Origin of the sequence: Neptunicella plasticusilytica (assembly GCF_047922965.1) — a bacterium.
Classification (GTDB): domain Bacteria; phylum Pseudomonadota; class Gammaproteobacteria; order Enterobacterales; family Alteromonadaceae; genus Neptunicella; species Neptunicella plasticusilytica.
In genome coordinates, this window is record NZ_CP150481.1 from 2,945,673 (window position 1) to 2,965,275 (window position 19,603).

General features: G+C 45.8%; 23 protein-coding genes. 7 read left to right on the top strand and 16 right to left on the bottom strand.

Features of this window, described 5'->3' with window-relative positions; all coding sequences use genetic code 11:
- Nucleotides 1-150: 150 nt before the first annotated feature.
- Nucleotides 151-1,476, bottom strand: a complete 1,326-nt coding sequence (aceA, locus tag V1467_RS13200; protein WP_416305439.1) for an isocitrate lyase — start codon at nucleotides 1,474-1,476, stop codon at nucleotides 151-153.
- A 170-nt stretch (nucleotides 1,477-1,646) separates the two neighbouring features.
- On the opposite strand from aceA, the gene V1467_RS13205 reads away from it, so the two are divergent.
- The 3 genes from V1467_RS13205 to V1467_RS13215 all read left to right on the top strand — a co-directional run bounded on the left by V1467_RS13205 (nucleotide 1,647) and on the right by V1467_RS13215 (nucleotide 7,108).
- On the top strand, nucleotides 1,647-2,582 hold the full coding sequence (locus V1467_RS13205; RefSeq protein ID WP_416305440.1) for a LysR family transcriptional regulator: 936 nt from the start codon (nucleotides 1,647-1,649) through the stop codon (nucleotides 2,580-2,582).
- 204 nt (nucleotides 2,583-2,786) lie between these two features.
- The gene (locus tag V1467_RS13210; protein WP_416305441.1) at nucleotides 2,787-6,110 is read left to right on the top strand and encodes an MHYT domain-containing protein; all 3,324 of its coding nucleotides are present in this window, start codon (nucleotides 2,787-2,789) and stop codon (nucleotides 6,108-6,110) included.
- A gap of 5 nt (nucleotides 6,111-6,115) precedes the next feature.
- Nucleotides 6,116-7,108, top strand: coding sequence for a response regulator (locus tag V1467_RS13215; RefSeq protein ID WP_416305442.1), 993 nt, complete (start codon nucleotides 6,116-6,118; stop codon nucleotides 7,106-7,108).
- A gap of 35 nt (nucleotides 7,109-7,143) precedes the next feature.
- Here the strand turns inward: V1467_RS13215 and V1467_RS13220 are convergent, their stop codons facing one another.
- The 6 genes from V1467_RS13220 to V1467_RS13245 form a co-directional block, all read right to left on the bottom strand.
- Nucleotides 7,144-8,049, bottom strand: a complete 906-nt coding sequence (locus V1467_RS13220; protein ID WP_416305443.1) for an ABC transporter ATP-binding protein — start codon at nucleotides 8,047-8,049, stop codon at nucleotides 7,144-7,146.
- The gene (locus tag V1467_RS13225; protein ID WP_416305444.1) at nucleotides 8,046-8,855 is read right to left on the bottom strand and encodes an ABC transporter permease subunit; all 810 of its coding nucleotides are present in this window, start codon (nucleotides 8,853-8,855) and stop codon (nucleotides 8,046-8,048) included. Before V1467_RS13225 ends, V1467_RS13220 begins: the two co-directional genes overlap by 4 nt.
- A gap of 114 nt (nucleotides 8,856-8,969) precedes the next feature.
- Complete coding sequence (locus tag V1467_RS13230; protein WP_416305445.1) at nucleotides 8,970-9,599, bottom strand: gamma-glutamylcyclotransferase; 630 nt, start codon at nucleotides 9,597-9,599, stop codon at nucleotides 8,970-8,972.
- Nucleotides 9,600-9,613: 14 nt separating this feature from the next.
- Nucleotides 9,614-10,012 (bottom strand): MAPEG family protein, encoded by a 399-nt coding sequence (locus V1467_RS13235; protein ID WP_416305446.1) that lies wholly within the window; start codon nucleotides 10,010-10,012, stop codon nucleotides 9,614-9,616.
- Between the two features lie 34 nt (nucleotides 10,013-10,046).
- Complete coding sequence (locus V1467_RS13240) at nucleotides 10,047-11,171, bottom strand: beta-ketoacyl-ACP synthase III (protein ID WP_416305447.1); 1,125 nt, start codon at nucleotides 11,169-11,171, stop codon at nucleotides 10,047-10,049.
- An 88-nt stretch (nucleotides 11,172-11,259) separates the two neighbouring features.
- Nucleotides 11,260-11,466, bottom strand: coding sequence for a helix-turn-helix domain-containing protein (locus V1467_RS13245; RefSeq protein ID WP_416305448.1), 207 nt, complete (start codon nucleotides 11,464-11,466; stop codon nucleotides 11,260-11,262).
- Nucleotides 11,467-11,671: 205 nt separating this feature from the next.
- On the opposite strand from V1467_RS13245, the gene V1467_RS13250 reads away from it, so the two are divergent.
- Nucleotides 11,672-11,869: a hypothetical protein gene (locus tag V1467_RS13250; RefSeq protein WP_416305449.1), complete on the top strand. Its 198-nt coding sequence runs from the start codon at nucleotides 11,672-11,674 to the stop codon at nucleotides 11,867-11,869.
- A 9-nt stretch (nucleotides 11,870-11,878) separates the two neighbouring features.
- On the opposite strand, the gene V1467_RS13255 is transcribed toward V1467_RS13250, so the two are convergent.
- The 9 genes from V1467_RS13255 to V1467_RS13295 all read right to left on the bottom strand — a co-directional run bounded on the left by V1467_RS13255 (nucleotide 11,879) and on the right by V1467_RS13295 (nucleotide 16,986).
- Nucleotides 11,879-12,286 (bottom strand): GFA family protein, encoded by a 408-nt coding sequence (locus tag V1467_RS13255; RefSeq protein ID WP_416305450.1) that lies wholly within the window; start codon nucleotides 12,284-12,286, stop codon nucleotides 11,879-11,881.
- A gap of 50 nt (nucleotides 12,287-12,336) precedes the next feature.
- Nucleotides 12,337-12,540, bottom strand: a complete 204-nt coding sequence (locus tag V1467_RS13260) for a hypothetical protein (protein ID WP_416305451.1) — start codon at nucleotides 12,538-12,540, stop codon at nucleotides 12,337-12,339.
- Nucleotides 12,541-12,684: 144 nt separating this feature from the next.
- Nucleotides 12,685-13,095: a hypothetical protein gene (locus tag V1467_RS13265; protein WP_416305452.1), complete on the bottom strand. Its 411-nt coding sequence runs from the start codon at nucleotides 13,093-13,095 to the stop codon at nucleotides 12,685-12,687.
- A 41-nt stretch (nucleotides 13,096-13,136) separates the two neighbouring features.
- Nucleotides 13,137-13,421, bottom strand: coding sequence for a hypothetical protein (locus V1467_RS13270; protein ID WP_416305453.1), 285 nt, complete (start codon nucleotides 13,419-13,421; stop codon nucleotides 13,137-13,139).
- A gap of 13 nt (nucleotides 13,422-13,434) precedes the next feature.
- Complete coding sequence (locus V1467_RS13275) at nucleotides 13,435-14,019, bottom strand: DJ-1/PfpI family protein (protein ID WP_416305454.1); 585 nt, start codon at nucleotides 14,017-14,019, stop codon at nucleotides 13,435-13,437.
- A 10-nt stretch (nucleotides 14,020-14,029) separates the two neighbouring features.
- The gene (gene bla / locus V1467_RS13280) at nucleotides 14,030-14,755 is read right to left on the bottom strand and encodes a subclass B1 metallo-beta-lactamase (RefSeq protein ID WP_416305455.1); all 726 of its coding nucleotides are present in this window, start codon (nucleotides 14,753-14,755) and stop codon (nucleotides 14,030-14,032) included.
- A 99-nt stretch (nucleotides 14,756-14,854) separates the two neighbouring features.
- Nucleotides 14,855-15,769 carry a hypothetical protein gene (locus V1467_RS13285; RefSeq protein ID WP_416305456.1) on the bottom strand — a complete coding sequence of 305 codons (915 nt, stop codon included), beginning with the start codon at nucleotides 15,767-15,769 and terminating at the stop codon, nucleotides 14,855-14,857.
- Nucleotides 15,770-15,818: 49 nt separating this feature from the next.
- The gene (locus V1467_RS13290) at nucleotides 15,819-16,448 is read right to left on the bottom strand and encodes a hypothetical protein (protein WP_416305457.1); all 630 of its coding nucleotides are present in this window, start codon (nucleotides 16,446-16,448) and stop codon (nucleotides 15,819-15,821) included.
- A complete protein-coding gene (locus V1467_RS13295) occupies nucleotides 16,441-16,986 on the bottom strand; it encodes an RNA polymerase sigma factor (RefSeq protein WP_416305458.1) in 546 nt (181 codons plus the stop codon). The genes V1467_RS13290 and V1467_RS13295 overlap by 8 nt, the downstream gene beginning before the upstream one ends.
- Before the next feature lie 190 nt (nucleotides 16,987-17,176).
- On the opposite strand from V1467_RS13295, the gene V1467_RS13300 reads away from it, so the two are divergent.
- Genes V1467_RS13300 through V1467_RS13310 form a run of 3 tightly spaced genes read left to right on the top strand, consistent with a single transcriptional unit; the run spans nucleotide 17,177 to nucleotide 19,551 of the window.
- On the top strand, nucleotides 17,177-17,701 hold the full coding sequence (locus V1467_RS13300) for an RNA methyltransferase (RefSeq protein WP_416305459.1): 525 nt from the start codon (nucleotides 17,177-17,179) through the stop codon (nucleotides 17,699-17,701).
- Between the two features lie 24 nt (nucleotides 17,702-17,725).
- Nucleotides 17,726-18,559, top strand: coding sequence for a peptidyl-prolyl cis-trans isomerase (locus tag V1467_RS13305; protein WP_416305460.1), 834 nt, complete (start codon nucleotides 17,726-17,728; stop codon nucleotides 18,557-18,559).
- Nucleotides 18,559-19,551 (top strand): HupE/UreJ family protein, encoded by a 993-nt coding sequence (locus tag V1467_RS13310; RefSeq protein ID WP_416305461.1) that lies wholly within the window; start codon nucleotides 18,559-18,561, stop codon nucleotides 19,549-19,551. The genes V1467_RS13305 and V1467_RS13310 overlap by 1 nt, the downstream gene beginning before the upstream one ends.
- Nucleotides 19,552-19,603: the final 52 nt, after the last annotated feature.

Consider the following 19,603-nt stretch of genomic DNA (forward strand, 5'->3'; position numbering starts at 1 on the left):
ATTTCCATACCTAAAGCTTATCTATAATTGGCTTATATTATACCAAACAGTATCAAGATGTGACGCTTGAAATAAATAATCCAGTGTTGACGTTAAATTTAATAAGAAAGGTCGGACAATACCGGCTTAGAAATAGGTAATAAAGTCAATTTATTGAGCAAATTGTTGCTCTTCAGTAGACCCCTTTAGTGCAGTCATCGATGAAGTCCCGCCTTGAATAACCATAGTCATATCATCAAAATAACCGGTGCCAACTTCCTGTTGATGTGCCACAAAAGTATAACCTTTTTTTGCCGCTTTAAATTCCGGTTCCTGTACCATTTCCACATAGTGTTTCATACCCTCTCCACCCACATAAGCATGCGCCAATTCAAACATGTTGTACCACATGTTATGGATCCCCGCTAAGGTAATGGTCTGGTACTTGTAGCCCATTGCGCTAAGTTCTTTTTGAAAACGGGCAATAGTGGCATCGTCCAAATTTTTCTTCCAGTTAAATGACGGTGAGCAATTATAGGCCAGCAATTTACCCGGGTATTTAGCATGTATAGCATCGGCAAATATTTGCGCTTGTTCCAGACACGGCTTTGCGGTTTCACACCACAACATATCTGCATAAGGCGCATAGGCTAAACCTCGTGATATGGCCTGATCTATACCGGCATTAACTTTATAAAATCCTTCTGCGGTGCGCTCTCCCATCACAAATTCACGATCATATTCATCGCAGTCAGAGGTAAGCAGCTCAGCGGCATTGGCCTCGGTACGGGCCAACACAATAGTCGGAACGTCGGCAACATCAGCCGCCAAACGGGCTGCAACCAGTTTTTGTATGGCTTCCCGGGTTGGAACAAGTACTTTGCCGCCCATATGCCCACACTTTTTCACCGACGCCAGTTGATCTTCAAAATGTACTCCTGCAACTCCGGCTTTAATCATCGAGTTCATTAATTCATAGGCGTTTAATATCCCACCAAAACCGGCTTCCGCGTCCGCCACTATCGGTGCAAAATAATCGATATAGCCTTTATCACCCTGACGTATACCTTTTTTCCATTGCACCTGATCTGAGCGCATAAAGGCGTTGTTGATCCGTTCCACCAGCATGGGGACTGAGTTAACTGGATATAATGACTGGTCAGGGTACATCGACATACCGCTATTGTTATCTGCCGCCACTTGCCAACCAGACAAATAAATGGATTCAATCCCGGCTTTAACTTGCTGTACTGCCTGACCGCCAGTTAACGCACCAAGACAATTAACATATCCGTTGCTCGCACCACCGTTAACTAGCTGCCATAATTTTTTGGCACCTAGGGCAGCAATAGTATTCTCTTGTTTTATCGAACCTCGCAAACGCACTACATCGGCGGCGGAATAGGGTCGTTTGATTCCTGCCCAGCGAGGATTCTCGGCCCAGTCTTTTTCAATACGTGAGATTTCTAGTTGTTCATCATAATGACCAATAGACATGTAGGGTGCCTCATTATCTGATTCAGCTCATTGCCGAATTTTATGTTAATACTGATTGGTATCACTACCACGAACCTTGACCCGCGCTAGCTTAAAGTTTTCACTTGCAAGTCTAACGAGCCACGATACAATTCAACAAATTTATAAATTACATAATTACTATTTACTTTATGAATATAGCTAAAATCGATTTAAATCTGCTGGTTTACTTTGATGTGCTAATCCGCGAACGTTCGGTAACCAAGGCAGCACATCAACTGAGTATTACCCAACCAGCCATGAGCAACGGTTTAAAACGTTTACGGGATTTATTTAACGATCCGGTCCTGGTGCGCACCAGCGAAGGCATGACCCCTACTCAACGAGCATTAGAATTGCAGCCAGTAGTCAGAGATGCATTATCGCGTCTAGAGGCCGCTATCCAGCCGGAGCTCGACTTTGATCCAGCAACCAGCGATCGAACCTTCAGGATCATGGCCAGTGATTACGCGGAATCGACCTTGCTTCTGGCAGTGATTGGGCAATTAAATATATTGGCGCCTAATATCGCACTAGACGTTATTACCCCAAGCGATGTCACCTTTCACGATGTGGAACATGGTAAGGTGGATATGGCGATTAATCGCTTTGAAGCATTACCCCTTTCTTTCCACCAGAAAGTACTGTGGTATGACTCTTTTTCCTGTGTAGTGAATAGCGATAACCCTATTGTCGGGCGCTTTACGCTGGACAATTATTTAGCCGGGCAACATATCTGGGTAAGCAAAACCGGTTTTGGTGTTGGTGTAGGCATTGATCCGAATGAGGTACAAAAACTGGGTTGGGTAGATGTAGAACTGAATAAACTCGGGCACAAACGCCATATCCGCACTTTTACCCGTCACTATCACGTGGCACTGCAATTGGCCAAAGCACAAAATCTGATTGCCACCTTGCCCAGTCGCGCGGCCAGAATTTATCAGGATGATCCCAACGTGATTGTGCTTGATCCGCCTTTTGATATTCCTCCCATTGCCCTGAAAATGGCCTGGAGTGCGCTGTTACAACATGATGCCGGGCATATCTGGCTACGCAGGATGATTATGGATATTGCCAATCAACTCTAAAATTATGCGTACCAATATCTGCCTGTAAAAACATCAATATGATGAATAGTGAATATGCATTTGCTTAACAAAATGCCTACATTTTCCGCCCATAATAGCTTGCTTTTATTGATTTTCAACGATATTAACGGGTTACATTGGTTGTTAGACACTTTATAATTGTATTATATTTGTTCTAATTTCAATTTAACTGGTAGTAATAAATTGATAAATTGGTTGTTCCACTATTTTAGTTATCCCGCCGACAGTTTATTAGTCTATGGCAGTTTTGATCCCTGGTTGGTTATCCTGTCAGTTGCTATTGCCATTTTCACTTCCTTTATGGCATTGCAGATTGCCGGTCAAGCCCGTTATGTCGAGCATCATACCCGTAAACATCTGACCCTGGCCGCGGGCAGTATCGCCTTGGGCGGCGGTGTGTGGTCGATGCACTTTATCGGCATGCTGGCATTTGATTTATGTACTGACGTGGATTACGGCATTGAACTGACCTTACTTTCTATGCTGCCCAGTATTGCGGCCTCCTGGGTCGCGCTAAGATTAATCAGTAACCAGAATATCCGGCTCGGTCAGTTGCTGTTAGGCGGACTATTAGTGGGGGCTGGTATCGGTACCATGCATTATATCGGCATGGCCGCCATGCAGATGGCACCACTACTTCGTTATGATCCCTGGTTCTTTGCATTATCTATAGTGGTAGCGGTTTCATTGGCGATTCTGGCGCTATGGGTCAAGTTTGGAATTAACCAGTTTTTACGCGCGCGCATATCCGAAACCTGGCTAAATATTATCAGCGGCAGCGTGATGGGTTTTGCTATTTCCGGCATGCACTATACCGGTATGGCCGCGGCCCGTTTTGTTCAGCCAGCCGGCATGAATTTACCCCCGGAAAAAGGCCAGGATGCCGCCCTGATGGCCATGGGTATTGCCATGACAACGGTTTTCATCACTGCGCTGGTTGTGGGGGTGAATCTGGTATTGAGATATCGCGATATTTCCAAAGTCTCCCATGAAAATGAAAAACGTCTGTTAGCCATGATGGATACCGCTGTTGATGCCATTATCACCGTTAATCATCAGGAAAAAATTATTGGTGCCAATCAAGCTGTAGCCAAAATCTACGGTTGGTCATATAAAGAATTAATCGGACAACACGTGTCGGTATTGATCCCTCCCTCAAAACTGACCCAATTTAAATTGCAATCTTTTGTTAGTGATGCTCAGGACTCGATGAGCGGCAGCGCCCTTGAAACAGAAGCGCTGCATAAAGACGGCCACGTATTTCCGGTACGCCTGACTGTCGGTCACGTCAAGCTTCCCAACGAAGAGTTGTTTGTCGCTTTTGTCGCGGATATCAGTCAGCGTCTGGCGATGGAACAATCTATCAGGGAGAGCGAAGAAAAGTTCCGCAGCTTGATCGGCAATATTCCCGGAGCCGCTTACCGTTGTCTGCACAAGACAGGCTGGCCCATGCTATTTATTAGCGAAGCTGTCGAAAAAATTACCGGCTACCCTGCCAGTGATTTTCTTATGCCTAACCCCAAACGCAATATCTCGGATTTGTTCCACCCAGACGATAAGGAGCGGATCAACATAATGGATAATGGTGAAGATCCGTTCAATCTTGAATATCGCATTATTCACAAAGACAAATCGGTTCGCTGGGTACTGGAAACCGGTGACTATATCCGCGATAAAAAGGGCAAAATTGCCTGGCTGGACGGTTTTATTATGGATATCACCAGCCGTAAAACCATGGAAGACAATCTATTGCATTCCAAGGAAAAGGCCGAACAGGCAGTGGTCGCTAAAACGGCGTTTTTAGCCAATATGAGCCATGAAATCCGTACGCCGATGAATGCCATTATCGGTTTTAGTAATGTGTTACTCGAAACCCCTATGCAACGTGAGCAGCACAAACACTTGTCCACTATTAATAGTGCAGCCAATTCATTGCTGCATTTACTCAATGACATTCTCGACAGTGCCAAGTTGGAAAAAGGTAAACTCGAACTGGAAATGCTCGATTTTTCTTTGCCAAATCAATTAGATATGGTGTTATCCACTCTGTCTATACAAGCCAATGACAGACATATTGACTTGCGTCTGGAGCTCTCTGAGCAAGTGGGAGAGTTCTATTATGGCGCACCGGATCGCATCCGGCAGGTGCTCACCAATCTGATCGGTAATGCGATTAAGTTTACCGAACAAGGCAGTGTCTCCGTAACGATCAGCCTGGATCAGCAAAGCCACGTACATTTCAGCATTCAGGATACCGGTATAGGGATTGCGCAAGAACGTCTGAACACTATTTTTGAACCTTTTACCCAGGCCGACGCATCAATGAGTCGTCGCTTTGGCGGAACGGGTCTTGGCACCACCATCAGTAAGCAACTGGTGGAACAGATGGGCGGCAGAATAAACGTTAGCAGTACATTGGGCGAAGGTAGTTGTTTCGAGTTCTCCTTGCCACTGATACCAGCTAAAAAACCGGTAGAGCCGCCATGCAAAAATGTCTTGCCGATCCCGCCGTTGGCAATTCTGGTGGCCGATGATATTCAGCAAAACCGTGATCTGTTGGTGTTGTTGCTGGGTAATGCTGGCCATCAGGTAACAACCGTCACCAACGGTCAACAGGCTCTGAACTGTTTTGAGAAACAAAGCTTTGACTTAATCCTGATGGATGTACAAATGCCGCATATGGATGGTTTGCAAGCCAGCCAGGAAATTCGCAAGCTGGAGCAACAAAAAGGACTGGCTGCCACTCCGATAATTGCCCTGACTGCCAGCGTACTGGCCGAAGATAAACTGGCCGCCAGCAACGCCGGTATGGACGGATTCGCCAGTAAGCCAGTCAATTTCCAGATGTTGTGCGTGGAGATTGCCCGGGTTCTCAAGCTCAATATTGATCAAAATAAACTCCCGCCAGCAGTAACCACACAACCTCATTCATTACTCGACACCCAGCAAGGATTGTCCTTGTGGGGGGACCTAGACATTCTTAACAAAGAGTTGCAGTTGTTTGTTGATAAATATCAGGACATGGCCGGTTTGCTGCAAGGATTGTCCGCACAGCAAAACTTAGCCCAAATTGCCCAGCAGGCGCATGCCATTAAAGGCCAGTGTGGCAATTTAGGTTTAACCCAGACTGCCGATTTACTGCAGCGACTGGAAAGTGCTGCAAACCAGCAACAACAGGATATCTGTGATGACATTATTGACGAACTGACCCAGCATATGCCATCGGTTATCAATGAGATCGAGCAGTTTATTCAACCGGCCAGTGCACAGCACACTCATGAGGCGCCTTCGGTTGACAGACAGGAACTGACGGCAGTTATCGACCGTCTCGTTCAGGCGGCCAAACGCAATGAAATGGACGAAAATGCCATGCAGCAACTTATACAATGCTTGCAAAACAACCATAATAAAATGCTGGAAAAAATTGAGAATGCCTTTGATGATTTTGAATTCGAGCAAGCCATCAATTTGTTGAATGAATTACGCGATAACAATTTGGAGCCTTAGTCCTCATGCAAGATAACCAAGACAGCCAGACAAAAATTCTGCTGGTCGATGACGAGCCGGCTAATTTACGGGTGCTGAAGCAAATACTGCATGACAGCTATCGCCTTATTTTCGCCAAATCCGGTGAAGAAGCAATAAAGTTGGCCCAACGCGACAAGCCAGACCTGATCCTGTTAGATGTGATGATGCCGGGGATGACCGGCTTTGAGACCTGTCAGAAATTAAAATCAGCACCGGATACAGCAATGATACCGGTCATTTTTGTTACCGCGTTAAAAGATACCGATGATGAAGCCAAAGGGTTTGAATATGGCGCGGTAGATTATATTACCAAGCCTGTCTCCCCTCCCATCGTCAAAGCCAGAGTCAGAACCCATTTGTCGCTGGTTCAGGCCGATGAACTGAAAAAAACCCGTCTGCAAGTGATCCAGCGACTGGGCCGCGCGTCGGAATACAAGGATAACGAAACAGGCCTGCATGTTATTCGAATGAGTCATTACGCCAAAGTGATCGCGCTGGCCTACGGTTTTTCAGAGCAACGCGCCGATAATCTGTTCCATGCAGCTCCCATGCACGATATTGGTAAAATCGGCATACCTGACAATATTATGCTTAAACCGGATAAACTAACTGACGAAGAATTTGCCGAAATGAAAAAGCATCCGCTCATTGGCGCCGAAATTATTGGTGAATGTGACTCGGAATTGCTGGCATTAGCCAAGTCGGTAGCCTTGCACCATCATGAAAAATGGGACGGCAGCGGTTATCCTTATGGTCTCAAGGGCGAAGATATTCCGGTTGAAGGGCGTATTGTCGCACTCGCCGATGTGTTTGATGCATTAACCACCAAACGTCCTTACAAAGATGCCTGGCCGGTGGATGAAACCATGCAATATATCAAGCAGCAAAAAGGACGGCATTTTGAGCCCCTGCTAGTCGATCTGCTCGAACAGGAACTGGACAAAATCCTGCGTATAAAGGCCAACTGGCCGGAGTAAATAACTTGATGTTATTCTTCTACCTAACTCGGCTGCTAAGCGTTTTCGAACAGCATATTTTCTAGCGTAGCACCGGCAATTAGCTGGCGATAAGACCACCCTCGTTGATAACACAAACTCAATACCTGAATATGCATATCAGCACTGATTTGCGGATCAAATAGCAATACAAATTCGTTACGGGTGCGGGTTTGTACGTTCAGCATCCCCGGCAACGCCTCTAGAGCAGGGATAAATTCATCGGTGATAGCCTGCATACGTAAAGTCAGGGTATTGGTCACGCTCTCATGACTCACCACATTCTGCTGGCGTAATTGCCCCTGCTCCAAAAACAGCACAGAGCCGCACAAACGCTCCAGTTCATTCAGATCGTGAGAGCTAAGAATAAATGTTATCTCGCCAGCCAGATCAGCAACAAGTTCACGGATCTGACGGGCATTTTTGGGGTCCAGCCCTGCCGTTGCCTCATCCAGCATCACGATTTCAGGCTGGCCTATCAGCGCCTGGGCAATTGACACCCGTTTGCGCATGCCATGCGATAATTCTGCTGGCAGTTGATCAATGCTGTCAGACAGGGACACCAGCTCCAGGCATCGTTCAGTTTCGCGTTGCTGTTCTGCAGAACTCAAGCCTTGTAAACGGGCATAAAACTTTAACTGGTGACCTATGCTAAAGCGCGGATCGAGCAACGCGTCTTGCGGTAATGCCGATAATTGATTGATTAGCGCCGGACTACCCGGTTTATGCCCCAATATCGCAATGCTGCCAGTAGAGGGCGACAGATATCCGCACAACAAACTAAATAAGGTGGTTTTGCCGGCCCCGTTAGGCCCGACCAGCGCCACTGGCGCTCCCCGGTTTACCTCAAAACTGACATTATCCAGAGCTACTTTACTGCCAAAACGGCGGCTGACATTGCGGCATTCAATCAATAAACTCATAGTGCACTCCGCTGATTAATCATCCAGGCCAACAACAAGAGTCCGATTGTCTGTAATCCCGGTTGCAAGTAACTCTGTAAACTTTGACCGGGCAAGCTGAGTAAGTCGGTCAAATCGTTGCCGGGTAACACATATTCCAAAATCGACAATGACGGATACCAGTAACTTAGCAATGACAACAATATACTGAGTCCCCCCAATGCTAGTGAAGCCACCAAGACACTCTGACGGGCGGAGCGCAAAAAACCGTTGAACAATGTCATCAAGGCAATAAAAGGTAATAATGCCAGCAACAAATGCCCCCACAATCCCAGCGCAATCACGCCGGTAACAACAATAACCGCAGCGTTTTGCATACTTCCCATGACCAATGCGGCAAGCAAACTGATACCGCTCAGCAAGGCCATAATGAGTACTTGGCCAATAAATCGTCCTAGCAATATTTCGCTACGAGTGCTGCGTAACACCAGAAAGCGTAGGGTACCGCGATCACGATCCGAAGCCGTTTGGTCCGCGCTCATCATCACCGTCATGGCCGGGTACAGATAAATCGCGATCAGCCAGTAAATAGCCAGTTCGGCCATGGGCCATTGATAAATTTCGGATAAGCCCAATTGACCAAAGGTTTGTTTGGCCATATCGGCAAAGGCGGGAGAATTGAGGATTTCTGCCCCGCGGGAAATCAGGTAATAAAAGATCACAAACCAGAACAGTGCAAATGCCGCCAACGCAATAAGTCCACGTCTGGTCATAAAAAGGCGGTTCAGCTCGAATGCCGCGATCATCCAACAACGTCGAATATCCATCCACCTCGCTCCTTTTGTGAATTAATCTTGATAGCAAGAATAACAATAAAAACAATCAATTGGCCGTTTGTATTTGCCATCAAATTGTAAGCAAATCCGAATGATAAACAGCCTCTAGGCGATTTGTCTCAACTGCAATAGCTCGAACTCATCCAGTAATTGATCGATTTTCTGTTGCAACACTTTATCCACTCGCGCAGCACGCGGATAACGGGGCATCTTGCGATCGTTGATCCAGCCCTCATTCCAGCCTGCTGTATTTTTGACAAAAGCACGGGCAAAATCTTCGCCGCCGTTCTCAAGGCAGCCGGCCAAACAGGTATCTACATAACTTTGCATAACCGGAAATTGTTTATTGGCAGGATGAATTCCCAAACTTTGGCAAATCCATATTTTACGATGTTGCAGTTGCTGCTTCAGGGCATTAATTTGCGGCCTATCGACTTGCAGCGTCAACCGGCACAAAGGCACCGGCGCGAACAGGTAATCTTTTTCTCGCTGGCGTAATCGATCAGTAATGCGCTCGGTTGGTACCAGGACGCCATTCAAGCTGGCATTCTGTTTGGGTAATGCTCCCACATGGGATTGCTGCTCTTCAATATTGCGAGTGATCCAGCTACGTTGCCAACCTTGCACACTGACAGGAATAACGGCAGTGTTAATCGCAGAAAACCGCCAACGACTATCATGGCTGAGCAAACTACCGTAGCCGAGAATAAACTCGTCTGTATCGGAAAACAGCACGTCCTAAAGGTGAATTAATTCAGCACAACGTGAGCATTGATGCCCTGATACAAACAGAGCGCGCCACAAACGAGCAGCAGCAAAAAAGTAATGGCGGCTCCCCACATACGACCAAATTTGAAATGTTCAGTGAAGGCCAGTGAATATCCATGCAACACACGCCCAACCACCAGCGCTATGCCAATAATGTGCAGGATATAGCCCGGAAAGCGCCCCAATTCGAGTATCCCCATCATCAGCAGAATAAAAGGGACATACTCGGCAAAATTGCCATGGGCACGAATACGGCGCAGGAGAATTTTATCCCCCCCGTCACCCAAGCTGATGCCTTTGCCACGCATCAGGATGACCCTGACACTCAAGACTAAAAATAGTAACGCCAATATGCCTGCATAAAGTGGGGTAATAATCATGGTTAATCCTCTGTAATTATAATGCCTTCCAAATCTACATTTTACGCAATACCAAACTACCTATAGAGTATCCCGCGCCAAAAGAGCATAGCACACCCACATCACCAGTTTGCATATCCTGCTGATGCAAATTGAACGCAATCAATGAGCCTGCTGATGCGGTATTGGCATATTCATCCAGCACTATCGGCGCTTCTTGCTGAGTGGCATCCCGGCCCAGAATTTTTTTCACGATCAGCAGATTCATATTAATATTAGCCTGATGCAGCCACCAGCGTTTAACATCCGTGGTATCCAGCTGATGCTGTTGAATATGCTGTAAAATATGTTCTGCCGCCATTGGACACACTTCTTTAAAGACTTTACGACCATACTGATAAAACAGCTTGTCCGGCGAGGTCGGATCGGAATCATTGGCATGATTCACATAACCTATATTGGCACGAATATTACTGGAGTATTGGGTTACTGCCTTGGTACTTAAAATCTCAAAAACATTATCACTTTGGCAGCTCTGTGTGCTTTCTACCACCATGGCTGTAGAGACATCACCAAAAATAAAATGGCTGTCGCGATCAGTATAATTGACCAAAGGAGAAGTGAGTTCAGGATTAATCACCAATACGGCTTTCGCCGTACCCGCTTTTACCATTTCATAGGCACGATGCACACCAAATGTCGCGGCCGAACAGGCTACCAACATATCAAAACCAAAACCTTTGATACCCAGTTGCTGTTGCACTTCAATCGCAATTGCCGGGAATGAACGCTGGGTAATAGCACAGGAAACAATCACTGCATCAATATCTGCCGGGGACTTATTCGCCGCCTTTAACGCTAACCGGGCTGAATGCAACGCAATCTCGGCCTGATCAGAAAGCTGCTCATCCGTGCGCAACGGAATGCGCGGACGCATGCGGTTAATATCCAGAATGCCATCTTTGATATAGGCATAACGGTTTTTTATTCCTGAGGCTTTTTCTACAAATTCTGCACTGGAATGCGGTTTAGCTTCCAATTCACCGGCCTGAATCGCCTGCGCATTCTTACTGTTATATTGATCTGCCCAGGCATTATAACTGGCTACCAGTTCTTGATTGCTGATGCGATGTTCAGGTGTCCACAGGCCCGAACCACTGATGACGACACGACTACTCATATTTACTTCCCGATGAAAAATCCTGACAAGTTTAACCTGAACTCATTCTTTTTACAGGTAGTTTAACCTCAGAAAAACAAATGACATTTCACTCCAGATCGAGTAAATCACCCGGTTTGCATTGTAATGCATTGCAAATCGCAATAAGCGTCGAAAACCGAATTGCCTTGGCTCTACCACATTTGAGTTTGGACAAATTCGCCAGCGTTATATCCACTTCTTGCGCCAGTTCAGACAACGTCATCTTTCGCTGCACTAGCAGCAAGTCCAAATTGACCTTGAGCTGTGTCGACATTATTACCCCTCAGTATTTATTTGTTTCAACCGAGCCGGTTCTACCTCGATAGACCAACTTACCCAGACCAATACACATCGATAATAGACAATAATTTATCGATAAACAATAAATAATTGTTGAATATGGATAAATCGAGGACTATATTAAGTCGACAATACAAATAATTCACTGAACAAATCGGAAATAAATACAGGAGAAAACGATGTTTGCACTTTTATTGGTAGTCGTGTTTTTGCTATTTGCCGGCACCATCAGCTGGTGTAGTTACAAGTTAGGTCAGACCAAAACGGAGAATCCCCGAATGGCGGCAACTATCGGATTCGGCCTATCTTTTTTGCCGCCGTTGGCACTGATTTATTTGGTCGTACTGTTACTCAAGGAAGATGCCGCCATCGTATAGCAGGATTATCTAGGCTGGTAGTTTCTCAACACTCGCAATCTGCTCCAGCCTGTCATCCCAATCCGCTTTACTGGCAGTAAAAAGATGTAATGTGGGCCGAAGGGCGAGATCACCGTCAATACAGCCTGCAGGTACCCGGACTAGTTTTCCGTCCGCCAGACTGATGGGTAAGGCAGAACTGCAAATGGAACAAAAATTCTTGGTATGGCGAGTGCCGGGCAGGACAAAATACTTGATAGACGATTCACCAGAAATCCATTGTAATGTGGCACCAGTGGAAAACAGGTTAGCCGCATGCGCCGAACCGGTATCTTTGCGGCAATATTCACAGTGGCAAAGATAAAATCGGTCAAACTCTCCTTCAACGACAAAACTAACCTCACCACAAAGACAAGATCCGTTAAATTGACTAGTCATTCATTAATTCCTCAAACTGTTTTATATAATCGACAACCCTTACGCGATACTTATGCGTAATACTTAAAATAAAATAGCGGAAGTGGCAGAGCGCTTATAAATAAGGTGAGCAAAATGCCCATTTTACCAGCCACAATCAGATAACTTTTTTGCGGTTTAGCAGGATGGTAAAAGACTTTGACCTTTCCCCCTGGGTATTGCTGAATAGCGGCAAACTGCTTGCGCAAGATAAATCTGGCGTTATGGCTGACCACAAAAGTTCATGGCGAAATACGCGTCCCTTGATACTCGGCACCTGATACGCTGTAAGTAAACAACGCCTCACCAGTATATTGCTGTCCAGAACCCAATCCCCTGAATATTTCCGTCACTTAATCCGCCTTGCTGATATTGGCTGGTCATTCACTGATTTTATGCCATACCTCATACTCAATACGAACCCCGTCCTTCCAGCGAGAGTTGTACCAGATATCGCCAACTATTAGTGTGGTAAAGCTAAACGATGCGCCTGGTTTTTCTGCAAAGGAATTAAACAATAATGTCTCGACATATTTATCGTCTTTAATTTCAAAGGTGCCGGATCCGGCGGCCCAGAATTGACTATTTTTCATCGAGGTAAAACTGAAATGGTTCCCGGATAAAACTTTAAGTGATTGCATGCCGGTTTTTTCATAACTAACCAGCTTGCCCTGTTCATCCAGATACTCACCGGAAACCAGTTGCCATGCGCCATCTAATATTCCAGCCAGAGCAGAGGGGCTCGATAAAAGGATACAAAGCGTGAGTAAAGGTAAAATCCTGATTTTCATTTTATTATCCATTTTCTGTTAACGATACGGCCGCCACAACCTTAAAAAGACTGGCGCTGTTTTACAAACTCAATACCTCTGCTTATCAACATACTCAGTAAGGCAATCAGCGTAAACTGGCCACCAAGTAACAACAAAAATTTAGGCCAAAAATTAATTTCTTCACTAAATATTGCTAGAACAAGATTTCCCGGAAAAAGAAAAATACCATATCCGGGCATACCTCCGCCCCAGACATACCAGTTTAGTACAAATGCAACACCACCAATCAATACTGACAGCAAACCGGCATAGAATGCGATAACGCGACCCGATAAATTGCTCATCTACCGTCAACAGTTAAGTGTTTTTTCGCCATTCAAATTCCATTTGTCTGGCAGTGTTTTCGGCCAATTGCACGCTGGTAAGTCTGGCGACCAGATGCAAGCTCATATCGATACCCGCTGAAATCCCTCCAGATGTCACAACCTTGCCTTGATCTACCCAACGTTGTGATTTAACTACGGTTAAATCAGGATAACAGCGTTGTAGGTCGTCACAATCTTCCCAATGGGTAGTCACTTTGAGGCCAGTCAATAACCTTGCTTCTGCCAGTAAAAACGCGCCGGTACAAACTGACGCAGTCAGTTGCGCGCCAGCAGAAACCTGCGCCACCCATTTAATCACCTTGGTTTTTGTCAATTCACCGTTGTGCACTCCGCCCACGACGATCAGCACGTCAATCTCGGGATGATTGCTAAAACTGTAATGCGGCTGAATATTGTAATTGCCTCTGGCCTTGACCACAGACAGCTCCTCTGCAACCAAAAAAACATTAAAACTGTCGGTTGGGTCCAAAAATCGGTTAGCGGTGGAAAACACTTCATAAGGACCAGAGAAGTCCAGTACCTCCGCATCATCGTAAATATAAATGCCAATATTCAAGCTGGATTCCTTACATTGCAACAGGTACAGATTCGAGAATATCCAGGGTATGGCTCAACATTTCGGCCGTTCCTGCCGCGCCATGTCCCGGGATCACTACCTTGGCGGCCGGAAACTTGTCCATTACATTTTTTACTGTAGCAGCCCAGTCTGACATCGACGCATCGGCGGTATTGCCCATATTGTCAGCTTCCATACTGCGAACAAGGCAACCACCAAACAGCAGATTATTGTCCGTTATCCACACCACAAGATTATCCTGGGTATGGCCTTTGCCTGGGTAGTAGAGGTAAATTTTATCCGCCAGTAACCAAAATTCGTTGCCGTTAAAGCTGTGCTTTGCCCGCTCGCGGTTCTGTTCTGCGAGTAATTGGTTAGTTAATGCCGAAGCATAGGTTTTAATCCCGAGTTGATTTAATAAACCGATACCCGAGCTACGATCATCATGAAAATGGGTGGCTATACTGGCTTTTAATCTATATCCGGATTGTTCAATCCAGTGAATGAGCTTTTCAGTGTCTTTGTCCTGCCAGGGCGTATCAATAAGATAAGCGTCGTCATTGTCAATCACGACCAAACCATTAGATGCCACCCGACCATAGTCGGCCAATGTCTTGAATGAGGTATGCAAATAGAGGTTACCTGCTATTTTCTGAATGTGCAGATCGTCCCCCAGTGATTCCGCCATCAGCAAATGAGGAAATAAAAGCATCAACAGGATAAACAACGGTCGCATAGACTGGCTCAACAGGTAGCTTGAAAGGAGTCTATTTTGACGACAAGTTAACGGCTTTGGCAAGAAAAAAGGGCAACTTGCGTTGCCCTGGTAGATAATCTAGAAAACGTAGGTTTGGGCGTTGGCCAACAATTTGTTAGTGTCGATTTTTTCCGCAACGCAAGATTTAATATCCTTGTTTTTAAATACGTAGATTTTGTCCTGGCGGCTACGGCTGGTTCCTTCCCCAAAACCGTTTAATACAAAACTGACATGCTCATCATCCGGCATCGACTTCACACCCGCACCGTATTTACACAGTACATCGGCGACATTCTCCTCAAAGCGGGCCAAAAACGCTTTGTAATATTTTTCCTGCGCTTCTTTAGTTGCCTTAACCTGTTTCTGCTGTTCTTTTTCGATCTCGGTTGCGTATTTATCAATTTCCTGACGCTTGGTTTCCAGCTGTTTCTGTTCTTTATCCAGTTCCTTGATTTCTTGCTCAAGTTCTTTGCGATCCTCTTCATCAGCATGACTTTTTTCAAACTCGATATCCCGGCGGCGACGCTCATACTCCCGCTGTTCCCAGCTCAATTCACGTTCGCGGTTACGTAATTCGCGCAGTTGATCGCGGGCTTCACGCATCGCATCCTGTGCATGTTCTACCGCCATCTCAACTTCACGCTTGTAATCATCTTCATCGATATTGATTACAAAACGTTTCTCAAAAGACGAATCGACTACAGGTGCCGGCGGAGCAACCGGCAAGACATTCATAATATCGCCGAAATCGAAACTGAAATTCCATCCTCCGGACGTGGTGTTGACTTCAAACACGACCCCCTGGTCGGCCAGATAACTCACATCAAGGTCACGAAAACGGATACCTTTATCATCATTGCCTTGTTGTAAAGCCGTTTTCAGAATGCTGGACATAATGGCCAGATCCTTGCTCAGCTCTGTCATATTGGTGGCACTATGTGCGGCCCCCATAGTTAACGCTCCAACTGTTAGTGCGATTAGTGCTTTTTTCATCTTCGATTACCTCTTAAAAAATATTGTTACAGCCAAACCTGTTAGTCAGTTAGGGTCGTTTAACAGGATTGGCATAAATATCGTCCTGTAATTTATTGATCTGCTTGGCGAAAAATAATTGATCATCGCTACGCTGTTCATTCACAAATTTGATCAGCTCCACAAAATCTTCACGGCGCTCCTCCCGATTGGAGGTCAGTAAATAATTCGTCAGTTGGGCATTATTTAGCTTTTGCTGATCCTGCATAGTTTGTGAAAAATCCGCTAATGCCAGTTGCTGGTTTTGCTGAAATTGGTCAAGTTTGTCATTCACCAGTTTTTCCACCTGTTGTTGCTGCTGTTTACCGGCAAAACTCAGTGTCATGGCACCATCCGTTACCTGTATCTCCACTTTAAACAGCACCATACAAATGGCCAGAATAGACAGGCCAAACGATAATGATCCTTGCCACTGGAACCAGCCTCTAGGCTCGCTGGACGTCGCAAAAGTCGCTGCGGCATCCCAGCGCGGTACCTCACGGGTTTGATAAGCCTGTACTTGTTGTCTGGCTATTTTTGCCGTTGCCAGCCGCTCTGCCATCACCGGATCAGTTTGGCATTGTTGTTCAAACTCCTGCCGTTCGGCGGCGTTTAACTTGCCTTCCAACCACAGTTCAAATTGTTGTTCGAGATCAGACATATTCAATCTCCATCACCTGCTTTAATTTATCTAAACCGCTGTATAACCGGGATTTAACCGTATTGGCCGATATCCCTAGCTGATCGGCAATTTCATCAAAAGTGAACTCACCAAAAAATTTCAGTTCTACCACCGCTTTTTGCGCCAGTGGCAAGCTTTGCATTGCATTCACCAGTTGTTCGCCCTGACGTTGTGACAACATCTGCTGTTCAGCATTTAATTCCTGTTCATCAGGCGCTTCAGGCTGGTCATCAATGCTTTGCATCGGTTTTTTGCGCCGATAAAACTCAATGACCCGATAATTGGCTATCCTGAATATCCAGCTTTTAAAGCTGCCTTCGCCCCGATAACTGGACAGGTTGCGAAACACCGAGATAAAAATCTCCTGCATCACATCCATGCCGTCATCAGCGTTACCAACCATTCGCAACGCATAGTTGTACATAGGTTTTTCATATCGCTTTATCAGTTTAAGCCAGGCATTTTTATTGCCGTTTAACGCTTTACTGATCAGCTTCTCGTCTGTTTGTTCAAACACTCAACTGCATTCCTTTGGTGTCTTTTTTATTTTCTTTGCTCATTAAGTCGACCCCTGCTGAAAAATAGTTTGAAGAAAAATAAAAAAAATTAAATCTCAATCGTAGAAAATAAACAATTAAACGTCTTTGCATTCATTTAGCCACTTCGGCAGGTATAATGCGTTTCTTTTTTTGCCAAGAGTCTGCCAAATGCCCGAAAGCAAAGTTACTATCGGCCTGGTTAACCCCAAAAGTCCGAGCAACGTGGGTAGCATATTGCGCGCCGCTGGGTGTTACGGTGCCAACACCATACTCTATTCCGGTCAACGTTATGAGCGCGCCAAAGCGTTTTATACCGACACCAAAAATGTACACCAGCACATTGATACCCGTGCGGTGGATGATCTTCAGCAACATGTGCCTGAAGGCGCCACCGTTGTTGCAATCGAACTGATTGAAGGTGCCAAGCCGCTGATTCATTTCAATCACCCCGCCAATGCCTTTTATTTATTTGGCCCGGAAGACGGTTCCCTGACCCAACAACAACTAAGTTGGTGTGATGAAGTGGTTTATATTCCCACCAAAGGCTGTATGAATCTGGCTGCCACAGTCAACGTGGTACTTTATGATCGAATGGCAAAAAGTGATTCGGTCGAAATGGGCGACGAGCTGATCCGCCGCAGTCGTGATACCAACAATCGCGCCACCGTTTCCCACAACAAAAATAAACAATAGTTACCTCTGGAGTTTCAGCACACCATGTTAGTTAAATTGATCAAAGATCCTTTATTTCATTTTATTTGTTTAGGCTCGTTGTTGTTTGTAATCAACGCCTGGGTTGGCAACAACAGTGAAGAGCAGCAAGTCATTACTATCGATCAAGCTATAGTCGATGAAATTGTCACCGACTGGAATCAAATCCATTCTTCTGCGCCGGATCAAGCTGAACTGGAGCATTTGATTGAACAACGTATCAGACAAGAGGTTCTCTTTCGTGAAGCGGAACGTCTGCAACTGGATAAAAATGATCCGCTCATTCGTCAACGGTTGGCACAAAAAGCGCTGGTGATGAATCAGGGATTTGCCCAGTTTCCTCCCGCAGACAAAGATACACTGCGCAATTTTTATCAGGCTAATACTGCATTGTTTAAACCTGAACCTCAAGTCAGCTTTCAGCAAATTTTTATCGATCCGTTACAACACCAGAACAGTCAGTTACAGGCAAAACAATGGATAAACGAGTTAAATACTGATGACACAACGGTGAGTGGTGATGCCAGCTCCCTGCAAAGGGAATATCAGGATATGACCCAATCCGGATTAGAGCGTTTGTTTGGTGAAGTATTTACCCGCCAATTGCTGAGCCAACCAAGCGGCACATGGGTCGGACCAATCCAGTCACAATACGGCTTGCACCTGGTCAATATTTCGCATTTACTGCGCCAACCTGCACCGCCCTTTGAAACAATCGAGGACGATGTGGCGTTAGCCTATCAACGCCACCAGCGCCAACAAGCCGATGAACAATATTACCAGTCATTGCGGACGCAATATCAGATCCAGGTAACTGAGTCTGTAACAGGGGCTGAATAATGCGCCGGCTTATCAAAGGATGGCTGCTTGGCGTGCTAATAACGGGTTTATTCGCCAATATTGTTATGGCTGACGAAATTCGTCCGGCTTTTTTGTCGCTTCTAGAACAAACCAATCATCAATATCAGGTCAATTTCAAGGTGCCATTGCATAACGGCACTCGTTTATCGTTGCAGGCGCAATTTCCCGCTCACTGCGCGGCAATATCGGCACCTTCAGTTCAGCAAGACGAACTGATTTCCAACCAGCGTTGGCAAATTCAATGTCAGCACTCACTTGCGGGACAGTCGCTGCAAATAAAAAGCTTAAACAATACTCGCACCGATGTGTTGCTAAGAGTCGAGTTTGCCGATGGTAGCCTGGATATGCAACGTTTTACCCCGGCCCAAACGCAACTACAGATCGCCAAACCGGACAGCCGTTTAAGTATCGCCGCCAGTTATACCCACATGGGGATCGAACATATATTGATTGGCTGGGATCACTTGCTATTTGTGCTTTGTCTGGTGTTTATTGCCGGTTCCCTCAAGCGTATTATCCTGACCATTACAGGCTTTACCCTAGCCCACTCGGTTACTTTGCTAGCCACGTCATTAAACTGGGTACAGGTGCCTATTGCTCCGGTAGAAGCGGTGATTGCCTTAAGTATTTTATTTTTGGCTTGTGAGTTATTAAGAGCCGATAAAACCAGTCTGACCTGGCGATACCCTGCCCTGGTTTCCAGTACGTTCGGACTTATTCACGGTTTCGGCTTTGCCGCGGTTTTGACTGAAATCGGACTGCCACAGAACGGTTTTGCCACTGCGCTACTGTTTTTTAATCTGGGGGTGGAACTGGGGCAACTTATCTTTATCGGCTCACTATTGCTGCTAGCCTGGATTGTCCGTCAATTCTGCACAATTAAACGACAGGATTTGCTGCACACCACTGCCTATACAGTTGGCACTGTGAGTGCTTTTTGGCTGGTAGAACGCACTGTCAGTTTTTTTTAACCGGCATAAAAAAGCCCTGAATATTCAGGGCTTGGTCAACTCGTCAACAGGA